Raw genomic sequence first — 13776 nt, 5'->3', positions numbered from 1 at the left:
TAGTTGGACTAGACCAATTGACTGTCAAGGTTCTTTACAACCACCAGACCCTTTCGTTCGATGAGGTGTCAGGAGGCGGCCGCCTCCGGTCAGTTCCGGCCAAGAATTTTCATGCGAAGATTTGAACTGACCATAAGAGAGTCATTAGGGTTTGTTGCCCGAACCTCTGCTCGGAAGGAGCTCGCCTCCGTGGCGTCCCACCGTCGTGCCAAGCAGCCGGGCCGTGCCCGTGTCACCGTGCTCACCTCCGCCGCCGCTGCCGCGGTGGCGCTGAGCGCACAGGCGGCCAACGCCGCGCCCAGCGAGAAGCCGAGCAAGAACGAGGTCAAGTCCCGGGTCGACAAGCTGTACGAGGAGGCCGAGCAGGCCACCGAGAAGTTCAACGGGGCCAAGGAGAAGCAGGAGAAGCTCCAGAAGCAGATATCCGCGCTCCAGGACTCGGTCGCCCGCGGGCAGGACGAGCTGAACGAACTCCGCGACGGCATCGGCTCCATGGCCACCGCCCAGTACCGCAGCGGCGGCATCGACCCGTCCCTCCAGCTGTTCCTCTCCTCCGACCCGGACAGCTACCTGGACAAGGCGTCCGCCCTCGACCAGCTGAGCGGCCAGCAGGTCGAGACGCTGAAGAAGATCCAGGCCAAACAGCGCGAACTGGCCCAGGAGCGGGCCGAGGCCACCGGCAAGCTCAAGGACCTGGCCGCCACCCGCACCGAACTCGGCAAGAAGAAGAAGGAAGTCCAGGCCAAGCTCGCCGAGGCGCAGAAGCTGCTCAACAGCCTCACCGCCGCCGAGAAGGCCGCGCTCGCCGCCGAGCAGGACCGCGCCAGCCGCTCCGCCAGCGACCGGGTGGACCTCGGCAACGACACCTCGGCCACCGGCAGGGCCGCCGCCGCCTTCGCGGCCGCCAAGACCAGGCTCGGCACCCCGTACGTCTACGGCGCCACCGGCCCGTCCTCCTTCGACTGCTCGGGCCTGACCTCCTGGGCCTACGCGCAGGCCGGCGTCTCCATACCCCGTACCTCCGAGTCCCAGTCGGCGATCGGCACCAGGATCTACTCGACGTCCGACCTCCAGGTCGGCGACCTGGTCTTCTTCTTCAACGACCTGCACCACGTGGGCCTGTACGCGGGCAACGGCCAGATCCTGCACGCCCCGCGCACCGGCACGGTCGTCCGCTACGAGTCGATGTCCACCATCGGCGGCCCGTTCATGTTCGGCGTCCGCGTCTGACACACGCCGCGTCAGGGGTGCTGGGGGTTCCCAGCACCCCGTCAGGGCATTTCCTCAGCCCTCTGTCTCCGGGCGGCCCTCGGTCGCCCAGTGGGTGTGGAAGGCGCCCTGCCTGTCGACGCGGCCGTAGGTGTGCGCGCCGAAGTAGTCGCGCTGGCCCTGGAGGAGGGCTGCGGGGAGCCGGGCGGCGCGGAGGGTGTCGTAGTGGGAGAGGGCCGCGGAGAACGCGGGGACGGGGATGCCCCGGCGGGCCGCGGACGCGACCGTCTCCCGCCACGGCACCTGGGCGTCGGCGATCTCCTTCGCGAACTCCTCCTCCGCCAGCAGGCTGACGAGGTCGGGGTCGGCCCGGTAGGCCGCGCGGATCCGGTCCAGGAAGGACGCGCGGATGATGCAGCCGCCCCGCCAGATCCTGGCCACCGCGCCGAGCTCGATCTTCCAGCCGTACTCGGCGGCCGCGTCCTGGATCACCGTCCAGCCCTGGTCGTAGGCGATGACCTTCGAGGCGTACAGGGCGTGTTCGACGCGGGAGGCGAACCGGTCGGCCTCGGTGGCGCTGAGCGGGGGCGTGGTGCCGCCGGGCAGCCCGGCGTAGGCGGCGCGCAGCGCGCCGCGGCCGGAAGCGGCGCGGGCGAAGGTCGCCTGGGCGATGGCGGTCACCGGGGAGGCCAGGTCCAGCGCGGTCTGCACGGTCCAGCGCCCGGTGCCCTTCTGCCCGGCCGCGTCGGCGACGACGTCGACGAAGGGCGCGCCGGTGGCGGCGTCGACGTGCGCGAGGACGTCGGCGGTGATCTCGATGAGGTAGGAGCCGAGGCGGCCGCCGTTCCACTCCCGGAAGATGCCGGCGATCTCGGCCGGCGCGTATCCGCCGACCTGGCGCAGCAGGTCGTAGGCCTCGGCGATGAGCTGCATGTCGGCGTACTCGATGCCGTTGTGGACCATCTTCACGAAGTGCCCGGCGCCGTCCGCGCCGACGTGCGTGGCGCACGGCTCGCCGCCGACCTTCGCGCTGATGTCCTCGAACATCGGCCCGAGGACGGCGTACGACTCGGCGGAACCGCCCGGCATGACCGACGGCCCGTGCAGGGCGCCCTCCTCGCCGCCGGAGACGCCGACGCCGACGAAGTGCAGGCCCTTCTCGCGGAGCGCGGCCTCGCGGCGGCGGGTGTCGGCGAAGTGGGCGTTGCCGCCGTCGATGACGATGTCGCCGGGTTCGAGGAGCGGCACGAACTCGTCGATGACGGCATCGGTGGCGGCGCCCGCCTGGACCATGATCATGAGGCGGCGGGGGCGTTCGAGGGCGGCGACGAACTCGGCGGCGGTCTCGGCGCCGACGAAGTCGCCCTCGCTCCCGTACTCCTCGATCAGCGCGCGGGTGCGGGCCGGGGTGCGGTTGTGGACGGCGACCGGGTAGCCGTGCCGGGCGAAGTTCCGGGCCAGGTTGCGGCCCATCACGCCGAGGCCGGTCACGCCGATGGCTGCGGATGCGTTCACGGGGGGACTCCGTTCTGCGGACGCGTGCTGTGCCCGGAGGTACGGGTGGTGGGCGGGCGGGCGTTCAGTTCCGGGACGATCACCTGGGAGATGTGGTGAAGACCAGGCGGCGGCCGGGTTCGACGGGGGCGGTCCAGGCCTCCTCGACGCCGGCGAGCGGCACCGGCAGGGCGTCGGCGGTGAGGGTGCCGCGGGTCAGTTCGGTCATCAGGGACGGCAGTTCGGCGACGATGCCGCGGGCGGTGACCGAGCCCTGGCCGCTGCCCATGAGCCGCAGGTTCGCCATCCGCAGCACGGCGGAGGGCAGGGAGATCCCGGGGCCGGCCGTGGCGCCGATCTGGATCCAGTCCAGCGGGGCGCTGCGGTCGGTGCGGCGGGTGAGGACGGCGGGGAGGGCGCGCTCGGTGGGCGTGCCCCAGGTGTAGTCGAGGACGACGTCGACGTCCGCGGCGGCCTCGCCGAGCCGGGCGTCGGCCTGGTCCGGGTCGCCGGCCAGCGAGACCACGTCGGTGGCGCCCAGGCCGCCGAGCAGCTCCAGGCGCTCGGGGTCGCGGCCGGCGGCCACGACCCGGTCGGCGCCGAGGTGCCGGGCGATCTGTACGGCCATCCGGCCCGCGTTGCCGGTGGCGCCGAGGACGAGAACGCCCTGGCCGGGCTGGAGGGTGATCCGGCGGCGCAGCGCCACCCAGGACGACATGGCCGGATTCATGGCCGCGGCGACGGTCACCGGGTCGGCACCGGCGGGCAGCGGGACCGCCCGGCGCGGGTCGAGGACGCTCCGCTCGGCCATGGTGCCGGGGTCCCCGTCGTCGGCCACGAAGTACACGACCTGCCCGTCGGGCAGCCGGCCCACGCCGTCGACGCCGGGGATCAGGGGGAGGCGGCCGTCGCTGGTGTAGTGGGTGCCGTTGGCACCGGAGCGGACCCGGGGGTGCAGCGCGGCGGCGATCATCTCCACCGGCAGCCTGCCCTCCCCCGGCTCGGGGACGGGGAACTCCTCGAAGCGCGGCGGGAGCTCGAACGAACGGACCACGGCAGCATGCATGTCCACTCCTCGGTAGGTGACGTCGGTTCATGACGCCAGTTAGTTCGTGACGCCAATTAAATTAGTTGGCACCACGTACCAAGTCAAGTAGTTGGCGGCACGTACTAATACCCGTAGGATGTGACCATGCAGAACAAGCCAGTCGCCGAAACACCGGGCGCGGACGGGGACATCGAGGACCTGGGACTCGTGGACGGCCTCGTCCAGCTGTCGTTCCTGGTGCAGGGCGCGCTCGGGAAGGTCGCGGCGGACCACGGACTGTCGGTCATCCAGCTGCGGCTGCTCGGCGTGCTCCGCGACCGCACGCCCGGCATGCAGGAACTCGCCCACCACCTGGGCCTGGACAAGTCCAGCATGACCGGCCTCGTCGACCGCGCGGAGCGCAGGGACCTGGTCCGCCGCACCCCCGCACCGCACGACCGGCGCAGCTTCCTGGTCTCGATCACCCCCCAGGGGCAGCAGCTGGCCCAGCAGTGCGCGGTCCTCGCCGACCGGCAGATCCGGGACCTCGCGGCCCACCTCACCGACGCCCAGCGCGCCCGGCTCTCGCTGCTCGCGAGCGCGGTGGTGAACCACCACACCGAAATCTGAGCCGGGCCGATCATCCGAACAGGCGAAAGTCGCGGCGCCGGGCGCGTGGGGCCGCACCTCGGGGAGCCGGTCGTCAGAGGATCCGAAGATGCGAACGGATGATCTACGGCTGCTCACCGCCGCGCTGGTGCTCCTCCTGACCGGCGCGTTCCTCACCACGCCCGCCAAGGCCGACCAGCGCCCGGCCCCGTGCGCCTTCGGCCGGCGCAGCAGCCCGCCACCCGCTGCGCACGAGTACGGCGCGGACCGCGCCATAGGCGGCGGCCACCGCACCGCTCACTCCGACCGCACCGACCGCACCGCCCGCACCGCCCGCTGGACCGCGCCCACCGTCCGGTACCGGCTCTCCGCCCGCTACGCGGCCAAGGGCCGCCTCTGGCAGCACCGGCACACCGGCCAGGACTTCGCGGTCGACACCGGTACGCCCGTCTACGCCGTCGGCCCCGGCAACGTCGTGGCCGCGACCTGCGGCGACGCCTTCGGCAACCAGGTCGTGTTACACCATCCCGACGGCTACTACACCCAGTACGCCCACCTGTCCGTCATCAACGTCCGCCGCGGCCAGCACGTCTCGACGGGCCAGCGGATCGGCGCGGCCGGCTCCACCGGCAACGCGGACGGTCCCCACCTGCACTTCGAGGTCCGCACCACCCGGCACCTCGGTTCCGAGGTACCGCCGCTCCCGTGGCTGCGGCACCACGGCGTGAGCGTGCCCGCGAAGCCGTCCCCGGCACACCCCCGCCCGGCCCCGGGCGCCTCGGCCAACGCGTCCGCTGCGGCCACCGCGGTCGCGGGTCCGGCGCCGTCGACCGCCCCGCCGGGGCACGGCCGGCCGGTGAAGCAGCACACGCCCACGAAGCCGCACAAGATCCCGAAGCCGCACGGGACCCCGGCACCCCCGGCAACCCCGACACACCAGGGAACCCCGTTGACGCACTGGCTGCCGACGTCGGTGTGGGATCCGGCGGCACTGTGGAACCTGACGGCACGGCGGAGTCCGCCGGCACTGCGGGCGCCGGTCACACGGCCGTAGCACGCCGAAAGCGCACAGGGTCACGGTATGACCACATACCGTGACCCCCGTGCGAGGAGCGGCCAGACTGCCTCCCATGGCACGTCTGAGGTTCCTGTGGGTCGCCGTGCTGGTCGCCCTCCTGCTGCTGCCCGTGTCCCGGCCGGAGACCCCGCGGCCCGCCGCACCCGGGCCCTTCGGGGCGTACGTCGGGTACGGCGCGGACGGGGTACGCCGGGTGGCGGCGCTCGGGAGCTGGCTGCGCGACCCGCCCCGGGTCGGGCACACCTACCTGCCCGGTGACGTGTGGCGGAACATCGAGGGCGCCCCGGACTTCGTACGGCTGTGGGCCCGTTGGCGGCAGGCCGAACCCGACCGGCTCCTCGTCCTCAACGTGCCGATGCTGGAAGGCACCGAGGCACACGTCCCCGACGCCGAGGTGCGCCGCCGGCTGCGGCTCGGGGCGGGCGGTGCGTACGACGTCCACTTCCGTGCGCTGGCCCGCCGGCTGGTCTCGGTGGGCGCGCCGGACACCGTCGTCGTGCTCGGCTGGGAGATGAACGGGGACACCTACACCCACCGCTGCGGCCCGGACCCCGCCGCCTGGCGGGCGTACTGGCGGCGGATCGTGACGGCCATGCGGTCGGTGCCGGGCGCCCGGTTCCGGTTCGATTTCGCGCCCAACCGGGGCCGGGACGCCGTCCCCTGGACCAGGTGCTACCCGGGGGACGGGTACGTGGACGTGCTGGGGATGGACGCGTACGACGCCCCGCGCGGGATGTCGTTCCAGGAGCAGGTCGCCGAGCCGTACGGGCTGCGGGCCCAGGCCGACTTCGCCCGGACCCACGGCAAACCGGTCTCCTACCCCGAGTGGGGGCTGTACGAGAACGGCGACGATCCGGCGTACCTGCGCGGCATGCTGGACTGGTTCGCCACCAACCGCCCGCTCTACCAGACGATCACCGACTACTGCCCGCACGGTGTCTGGGGCTGCCGGAGCAACCCCAGGTCCTCGGCCGTGTACCGGTCCCTGCTGCGGAGCTGAGCGCTCCGCCGGAACTGCCGTGTCATGTCGTCGAGCGTCCGCGGCGCTTCGGGGCGCTGCCGAACCGCAGCGGACTTCGCCGGGCCCGCTCAGGAGTTCGCGCTCGACGGGCCGAAGAACTCGATCTCGGCGATGGCGACCTGGGTACGGGTCGACGTCTGGTACGACGAGTCGATCGTGAAGCGGACGGAGACGACGTCCGCGGCCCGCAGGTCGCGGGTCTGGCCGCCGGCCGCCTGGTCGAGGGTCAGTTCGCGGGTCTCGGTCTTGCCGTCGGAGGTCTTGATGGTCGCCGTCAGGCGGTGCGGCAGGGCCGACTTGTTCAGCTGCTCGTTGTGGGTCGACTCGCCGGAGGTGATGACGACGTTCAGGAGCCGGACCGGTTCGTCGAAGTGCGCCTCGACCCACTCGCCCTCGCCGGCCCCGGCGATGCCCGGACCCCACCACGTGTTGTTCAGCTTGTCGAAGAGCAGTTCCGGCTTGTGGCCGGCGTAGGCGCGGGAGGCGCGGTAGCTGTCCGGGGAGACCGGGGCGCGCTTGGCGAAGTGGTCGCGGGTGGCGCTCACCGCCTTCGGCGTGTTGATCGCCAGGACCGTGACGCCGGTGAGGACGACGGCGGCGACGATCCAGGTGAGGACGCGGTCGAAGGTGCGGCGGAGGCGGGGGCGGTCGCCTGCCCACGGGGTCTCTCTGTGGCGGAAGTCGAAGATGCGGCGCCACCAGGGGCGGCGGGCCGCGGGGCCGGTGTCGGGGTGGCCGGCCATGGGCATGGCGCAGCGGGTGCAGAAGTGGCGGTCGGGGCGGTTGGGGGTGGCGCACCAGGGGCAGGGGGTGCCGCCGTGGGCGCCGAGGTCCTCGCCGGGGGCGCGGACGGCGGCGGGGCGTTGGGGGGTGGGGCGGCCGGGGAGGACCGGGGCGATGGGTTGGGGGGCCGGGGTGGGGGTGGGTTCACTCACCGGGATGAGGAGGCGGCGGGCACGCTCCTGCTCGGGGGTGGGTGCGGGGCCGCCGGCTTCGGGCTGCGGGTGGGGGGTGGGGAGGGAGGTGGGGAGGGGGGTAGTTTCGGCTGTGGGGGACGTGGCGGTGGGTGGGGGCTGGTCGCGCAGTTCCCCGCGCCCCTGAAGGGGCGCTGTCGTGGGCGGTGCTGACGGGTCGCCGTGGCCCTGAAGGGGCGCTGCGGTGGGCGGTGTTGACGGGTCGCCGTGGCCCTGAAGGGGTGCTGGGGCGGGCGGTGTTGACGGGTCGCCGTGGCCCTGAAGGGGCGCTGGGGCGGGCGGTTCTGCCGGGGCGGTGGCTGTCGTTGTCCGGGCGTCTCGTTGGGGGAGGCCGGTGCCGCCGTCTCTGCGGGTGAAGGCGTCCCAGGCGGGGGCTGCGGAACCGGCGTCGGCGGGGGGCTGCTGTGCGGGTTGCTCGTTGGTGCCGGTCCAGCTGAGGACCGCGCCGCAGGCGTCGCAGAAGGACTGGCCCGGTTCGGCGACCGTGCCGCACTCCGTGCAGTTCCGGTTGGTCGTCATGGCTGCGGGGTCCTTTCGGCGGACGCGGTCACCTGGACCGTGTAGGGCATGTGAGCGGGGCGGGCGGCGGCCACGAGGTGTTCCAGGCGGACCTCGTCGGCCGGGGTGGGGGAGGGCAGCGTGAGGTGGACGTGGAGACCGGGACGGGGAGTGCCGGGGAAGGCGCCCAGCGGGCGGGCGTTCCAGTCGGCACCGCCGCTCTCCGTGATCTCCGGTGCCACGCCGAAGGCCAGCCGGACCGTCTCGGACAGGCCCCAGCGGGTGCCCCGGATGCGGTGCAGGTAGGCGGCGGCGGCCACGGCCGCGCGCAGCAGGGGCTCCGACTCCGTGCCGTCGGTCTCGGCGCCGACCCAGGTGCCGAGCCACTCCGCGAAGTCCAGCGGGGCCAGCGCCGGGTCGAAGTAGCTGGGCAGGCAGTCGAGGGCGTTCGGGATCGGGGCGATCACGTCGTCCAGGCCCGCGACGAAGCGCAGCGCGAGGTCGTCGTCGGCGAAGACCGCGGGGAGCATCGCGCTGATCGGGACGGAGGAGCCGAGCCCGTCGATGGACCCTCTCAACGGAGGCCTCCGGTCGGGTTGTTGCCGGTCATTCGCCGATCACCCTCACCCGGTGGTCGTAGGAGAAGACCAGGGACGGGGCGTCCAGGTCGATGCGGTCCGTCGGGTCGCCGCGCTTGCCGGTGAGCGGGTCGGCGGGGTGCAGGACGACGTCGTCGACGAGTTCGATGCCGGGGACGCGCTGCAGCACCGCGAAGATCTCGCCGGACTGCACCGGCCGCCCGAACGGCCAGCCCTTGCCGTCCGCGCCGCCGGTCAGCGGGTCCAGGTGGCGGTAGAGGGCGTCGTGGGCCTGGCGGCGGACCCGGTCGACGTCCACGCCGCGGAAGGCGTGCACGGTGGCGACGACCGTGACGCCCTGGTAGAACGGCGGGCCGACCGCGAGCCGGGTGCCGATCAGCCGGCGTTCGTCCAGGTAGCGGGTGATGCGGTCCAGCAGGGCGTCACCGGGCACGAGTTGCTCGAAGCGGAGCCGGCCGCCCGGGTCGGAGACCGCCTGGGGTACCACCAGGACCCGTACCGCGTACGAGCCGTGCTCGCTCTCCTCGCCCTCCAGGCAGGTGATCCGGGCCGTCTCGGGTGCGGCGCGGCGGGCCAGCTCCTCGTAGTCGCGCAGGGTCACCGCCCGCTCCTGGGCGCGCAGCGTGATCGGCGCGCGGACCTTCGCCTCGGCGACCGTCTCGCCGTCCACTCCGCCGCGCGCGGCCTCCCGGTTGACGACCTCCGCGACGTACGGGATGGAGGAGCGCAGGATCTGGACGGCCCCCCGGGCCACGTTGCCCTCCCGGCCGCCGCCGGTGCGGTAGCGGCGGGCCCGGATGACCGCGCCCTTCGGGGCCACCGCGCCGTACTGGCGCAGCGAGCCGTCCGGTTCGCGGACCGCGGGGCCGAAGGCGATCTCGCCGGTGGTCGCGTCGAGGGTGAGGTGCCGGTCGTCCGGTCCCGAGGCCGCGAAGTGCGGGACGACCTGCCAGTCCACCCAGCCGCCCTCGCCGTCGTGCTCGGCGGTCTGCAGGAGGAGCGGCGGGTTGTCGCCGACGACGGGGGCATGGGCGAGCCGGAGGCGCTGGCCGGGCAGGCCGGTGGACTCGCCGAGCGCCTCGTCCTCGACGGTCTCCGCGTGCACGGCGGCCGTGGTGCCGCCCACCGTGCAGGCCTCGACGAACCGGACCGTCGGGGAGGTGGTGTAGAACGGCTGGTCGGCGTGCGGTTCGGTGACCCGGCAGCGCAGCCAGCTGGCCTCCAGGCCGCCGTTGCGGGAGAGGACGTGGCCGCCGGGGACGTGCAGGACGACCTCGCCGGGCCGGTTCAGGCCGCCGGTGCCGTCCCGGTCGACCTCGCACTCCCGCCAGCCGTCCTCCGTCCACGCCTCCCACACCAGCGGGGGCTGCCGCGGGTCCACGCCGACACCGTCGACCCGGCTGTCCAGGTCGAGGGCGACCGCGCAGTGCGGGACGGCCGCGGACAGGCCGAGCAGCATGCAGTCACCGGGGTTCGGGGACTCGGTGAAGCACAGCAGGTCCTTGCCCTCGGCGAGCTCGTGGGTGAGGTCGACGACGGCCGCGCCGTTCTGCTGGCGCAGCAGGTGCCGCAACTCGCTCGGCACGATGGTCAGTTCGCGCTCGGTCGCGAAGACCACCGCCTCCTGCGTCTCGGTGCGCCGGGTCGCCACCTCGGTGCCGACCGGCACCGGGACCGTCTCCTCCTGGGCCGCCGACAGCCAGAACGTCATGTCCGTACGGGCGGCGGACGGCGGGAACAGGGTGATGCCGACCAGGTCCAGGAAGGCGAGGTGGTTCTTCTCCGGGACCCGGTTGAGGCGGTACACGATCTGGTCGGCCATGTGCGCGACCGTCTCCACCAGCGTGATGCCGGGGTCGGAGACGTTGTGGTCGGTCCACTCCGGGGCGCGCTGCTGGATATAGCGCTTGGCGTCGTCGACGAACTGCTGGAAGCGGCGGTCGTCGAGGTTCGGGGAGGGCAGGGCCATCGGGATCAGCGGTCGCTTTCGGAGGAGTCCGGGGAGGCGGGAGGCAGGTCCGGCTCGTCGTGGGAGGGGATGACGTAGAAGGGGAAGACCAGGCTGCGCGGGTTGTTGGTGCCGCGGATCGAGTAGCGGACGTCGATCATCAGCACGCTCGGGTCGGCGCCGGTGCTGACCTCGACGTCCTCGACCTCGATCCGCGGCTCCCAGCGGTCGAGGCTGGCGTGCACCTCGTGCTGGATACGGCCGGCGGTCTGCTCGTTGACGGGGGCGAAGACCAGGTCGTGGATGGCGCAGCCGAACTCCGGCCGCATCGGGCGTTCGCCCGGGGCCGTGGAGAGGATGAGCCGGATGGCCTCCTCCACCTCCTTCTCGCCGCTGACCAGGGCGATGCCTCCGGTGGGCCCGATCCGCAGCGGGAACGACCAGCCGGAGCCGACGAACTGCTCTGCCATCAGCCCCGCACCCGCCCCTCCGGGAAGCCCTGCCGGCCGCTCGCGTCGGGATCGCCGTGCCTGCTCGCGCCGGGATCGCCGTGCCCGCTCGCGCCGGAACCACCGTGCCCGCTCATGCCGGAACCACCGTGCCCGCTCGCGCCGGGATCGCCGTGCCCGCTCGCGCCGGGATCGCCGTGCCCGCTCATGCCGGAACCACCGTGCCCGCTCATGCCGGGATCACCATCACCGTCAGGCCGCCCATCATCAGGTTGCCGAGGACCGGCACCTCGGGGGCCTGGATCGCCACCGTGGCCAGGGAGCTGATCGCGACGGCGGCGTTGCCGCGCAGCGACAGGGCCGCGTTCGCCATCAGGCTCACCGCGGCGGCGTTCACGGACACCGCGCCCGCGGGCGCCTTGATGTCGACGAGTTCCGCGCTCTGCAGGGACAGCGGTCCCCCGCTCCTGATGCTGAGCGCGCCGCCCGCCTTCAGGGACAGGTTGGCGCCGGCCTCGACCGACACCGACCTGCTGCCCTTGATGGAGACGCTGCCCTTGCTGTCCACGGTGATCTCGGTCTGCTGCCGGTCCAGGAAGACGGTGAGTTTGTCGTCGCCGCTGGCCAGCCGGACGCCCTGTTTGCGGCCCCGCTGGTCGAGCAGGTCCATGCGGTTGCCGACCCGGTCGGAGATCGTGTGCCGGGTGGCCCGGCCGCGCATGCCGTCGTGCAGCGGCACGTCCTTGACCCGGGTCGGCTTGTCCTTGCCGTTGTAGAGGCCGCCGATGACGTACGCGTGGTCGAGGGCGCCCCGGTCGAAGGCGACCAGCACCTCGTCGCCGACGTCCATCGGGAAGACCCCGCCGCCGCGGACACCGCCCCACTGCATGGTCCGGGTCCAGTCGCTGACGTAGGTGTCGTCCAGCCACGGGAACTTGAGCTTCACCCGCCCCTGCTGGAGCGGGTCCTGCACGTCGGTGACGAGGGCCTGGGCCACGCTGGGCTGCCGGTCGCCGCCGGCGTCCCCGCCGCCGCCGGAGGCGACGCCGTAGAGCGAGCGCCACTGGCGGCCGCTGACGGTCACCCAGGTCTCGTAGTGCTTGGCGTCGCCGAAGACGTGCCGGACCGAGGTGACCGTGTACTTCCCCTCGAAGGGGTCCCCGACGTCCGCGAGCGCCACCGGGACCCCCGGCCGCAGCTTCGGGTTGCCCCGCACGACCACCTCGACCTCGGCGAACGTCGACGTGACGTCGTCGGCGAGGGCGTCGGCCGCGTACTTCACCTCGGTCTGCTTGTCGTACGGCGTGCGCGTCTCGACCAGCTTCGACGTCTTGAACTCGCCGGCCGCCGCGGCCGGGGTGGTGCCGATGCTGTAGCCGGTGTTGGAGGCGGGGGTCGCGGTCGCCGTGAGCGTCTTCTTCGTCCGTACGTCCCAGCCGCGCGACTCGACCTTGTTCACCTGGTCGGAGGCGGTGACGGCGGTGCGCAGCCGCAGGATGTCGTGCCGGGCCTCCAGCACGAACGGGCTCTTGTCGCCGTCGGTCTGCGGCGAGGGCGCCCCGGAGGCGCTCTTCTGCTTCACGAACTGGAACTTGCCGTCGGCGTCCACCGACATGACCATCTCGTTCTCGTCGGCGAGCCGGGCCAGGAAGTCCCAGTCGGTGACGTTCGACTGGCTGATGAACTCGTAGACGGTCTTGGTGGCCTGGATCCGCCCGATCGGCACGCCGTCCTGCGCGGCCAGCTTGCGGGCGATGTCGGAGGCGGTCTGGTTGCGGTAGGCGACGACGCGGCGCTGCCGCATCAGGCGGAACCCGTAGTCGTAGCCGCGGACCACGGCATAGCTGCCGGTGCCGTCGTACTCGGCCTCCATGCCGGTGACCTCGCCGGTGAGCAGCGGGTCGCCGGTGCCCTGCCCGTCGGAGACCGGTGTGATCACCACCGGGGTGCCGAACTGCACACCCAGCTTGCCCAGCAGTCTGCGGGACGGGTCGCGGAAGGTCAGCTGGAAGGCGGCCGGCACCCCGACGCCCTGGTCCACATGGGCGTCGACGAGATACCGCCCGTACTCCGAGGTCGCGGTCAGCTCCTTGCCGCCGATGACGACCTTGATGACGTTCGAGAAGGCATGCTTCACCATCAGGACCGCACCTCCTCGGCGGCGGGCAGCACCAGTTCCGTCCCCGCGGGCAGCCACCCCGGGTCGTCGATGTCGTTCGCGTCCGCGATCGCCCGCCAGGCGGCCGCGTTGCCGTACTCCCGCCAGGCCAGCGACTGCAGCGAGTCGCCGGCGACCACCCGGTGCACGCGCTGCGCGGTGAGCGCGCCGGACGTCGGGTTCTGTCCCGCGGTCTTGCTCGGGATCTCGTGCAGCTGGAGCCGGCAGCTGGCCCGGATCGGCATCCCGCTCGTCCCGAACAGGGAGTAGGAGACGTCGGCGGAGGCCACGTACGCCGTGAAGTTCGCCGTCGAGAACGAACCCCACTGGAAGACCACCCACGGCGGCGACGGCTGCTTGGCGGCGATGCTCTTGCTGGTGACCTCGCAGCAGGCCAGCAGCGACTCCACCTTCTTCATCACGTCGTTGCTGTCCGGGTCGTCGGAGCGGTCCAGGAAGATCTCCACGCTCATCTCACGCGGGTGGGTGCCGAGGAACTCCGGCAGCGCACCGTCCCGTTCGATCGGCGCCGCCGAGGACTTCCAGTCCGCCCGGCGGGCGATCGACAGCTGCGCCGGGTTGAACTCGAACCCGAACGTCTTGATGATGCCGCCCGGACTGGTGCTGGTGCCCACGGGCGGCTCGTGAATCGCGAGGGTGGCCCGCACGAGGCTCTTGCCGGCGCCCCGGCTGCTCCTGGCCATGATCTTCT

Annotated in this window: 13 protein-coding genes; 4 read left to right on the top strand and 9 right to left on the bottom strand. The window is 72.7% G+C overall.

Features of this window, described 5'->3' with window-relative positions:
• The first annotated feature begins 189 nt into the window (after positions 1–189).
• Positions 190–1230, top strand: coding sequence for an NlpC/P60 family protein (locus ACIQVL_RS17520; protein WP_403475708.1), 1041 nt, complete (start codon positions 190–192; stop codon positions 1228–1230).
• A gap of 54 nt (positions 1231–1284) precedes the next feature.
• Here ACIQVL_RS17520 and gndA read toward each other — a convergent pair whose 3' ends face one another.
• Positions 1285–2724: an NADP-dependent phosphogluconate dehydrogenase gene (gene gndA / locus ACIQVL_RS17515; RefSeq protein WP_403475707.1), complete on the bottom strand. Its 1440-nt coding sequence runs from the start codon at positions 2722–2724 to the stop codon at positions 1285–1287.
• A gap of 79 nt (positions 2725–2803) precedes the next feature.
• On the bottom strand, positions 2804–3769 hold the full coding sequence (locus ACIQVL_RS17510; RefSeq protein WP_403475706.1) for a zinc-binding alcohol dehydrogenase family protein: 966 nt from the start codon (positions 3767–3769) through the stop codon (positions 2804–2806).
• Between the two features lie 126 nt (positions 3770–3895).
• Here ACIQVL_RS17510 and ACIQVL_RS17505 point away from each other — a divergent pair, with 126 nt between their 5' ends.
• From ACIQVL_RS17505 to ACIQVL_RS17495, 3 genes are all read left to right on the top strand, one after another.
• Positions 3896–4360 (top strand): MarR family winged helix-turn-helix transcriptional regulator, encoded by a 465-nt coding sequence (locus ACIQVL_RS17505; RefSeq protein ID WP_403475705.1) that lies wholly within the window; start codon positions 3896–3898, stop codon positions 4358–4360.
• 88 nt (positions 4361–4448) lie between these two features.
• The gene (locus ACIQVL_RS17500; RefSeq protein ID WP_403475704.1) at positions 4449–5393 is read left to right on the top strand and encodes a M23 family metallopeptidase; all 945 of its coding nucleotides are present in this window, start codon (positions 4449–4451) and stop codon (positions 5391–5393) included.
• A 76-nt stretch (positions 5394–5469) separates the two neighbouring features.
• Positions 5470–6417: a glycoside hydrolase family 26 protein gene (locus ACIQVL_RS17495; protein ID WP_403475703.1), complete on the top strand. Its 948-nt coding sequence runs from the start codon at positions 5470–5472 to the stop codon at positions 6415–6417.
• A gap of 89 nt (positions 6418–6506) precedes the next feature.
• On the opposite strand, the gene ACIQVL_RS17490 is transcribed toward ACIQVL_RS17495, so the two are convergent.
• From ACIQVL_RS17490 to ACIQVL_RS17460, 7 genes are all read right to left on the bottom strand, one after another.
• On the bottom strand, positions 6507–7931 hold the full coding sequence (locus tag ACIQVL_RS17490; protein WP_403475702.1) for an NADase-type glycan-binding domain-containing protein: 1425 nt from the start codon (positions 7929–7931) through the stop codon (positions 6507–6509).
• Positions 7928–8440, bottom strand: a complete 513-nt coding sequence (locus ACIQVL_RS17485) for a phage tail protein (protein WP_403429076.1) — start codon at positions 8438–8440, stop codon at positions 7928–7930. Before ACIQVL_RS17485 ends, ACIQVL_RS17490 begins: the two co-directional genes overlap by 4 nt.
• A 76-nt stretch (positions 8441–8516) precedes the next feature.
• Positions 8517–10478 (bottom strand): putative baseplate assembly protein, encoded by a 1962-nt coding sequence (locus tag ACIQVL_RS17480; protein WP_403475701.1) that lies wholly within the window; start codon positions 10476–10478, stop codon positions 8517–8519.
• A 5-nt stretch (positions 10479–10483) separates the two neighbouring features.
• The gene (locus tag ACIQVL_RS17475; RefSeq protein WP_403428799.1) at positions 10484–10927 is read right to left on the bottom strand and encodes a GPW/gp25 family protein; all 444 of its coding nucleotides are present in this window, start codon (positions 10925–10927) and stop codon (positions 10484–10486) included.
• Positions 10927–11139, bottom strand: coding sequence for a hypothetical protein (locus tag ACIQVL_RS17470; protein WP_403475700.1), 213 nt, complete (start codon positions 11137–11139; stop codon positions 10927–10929). The genes ACIQVL_RS17475 and ACIQVL_RS17470 overlap by 1 nt, the downstream gene beginning before the upstream one ends.
• Positions 11136–13046 carry a VgrG-related protein gene (locus ACIQVL_RS17465; RefSeq protein ID WP_403428794.1) on the bottom strand — a complete coding sequence of 637 codons (1911 nt, stop codon included), beginning with the start codon at positions 13044–13046 and terminating at the stop codon, positions 11136–11138. The genes ACIQVL_RS17470 and ACIQVL_RS17465 overlap by 4 nt, the downstream gene beginning before the upstream one ends.
• Entirely contained in the window at positions 13046–13768 is a 723-nt protein-coding gene (locus ACIQVL_RS17460) for a LysM peptidoglycan-binding domain-containing protein (protein WP_093500597.1), read from the bottom strand. Before ACIQVL_RS17460 ends, ACIQVL_RS17465 begins: the two co-directional genes overlap by 1 nt.
• Positions 13769–13776: the final 8 nt, after the last annotated feature.

The organism is Streptomyces sp. NPDC090499, assembly GCF_044769305.1.
Lineage (GTDB): Bacteria > Actinomycetota > Actinomycetes > Streptomycetales > Streptomycetaceae > Streptomyces.
The sequence above is the reverse complement of the archived record's forward strand: the minus strand, read 5'-3'. Positions and strand labels throughout refer to the sequence as shown.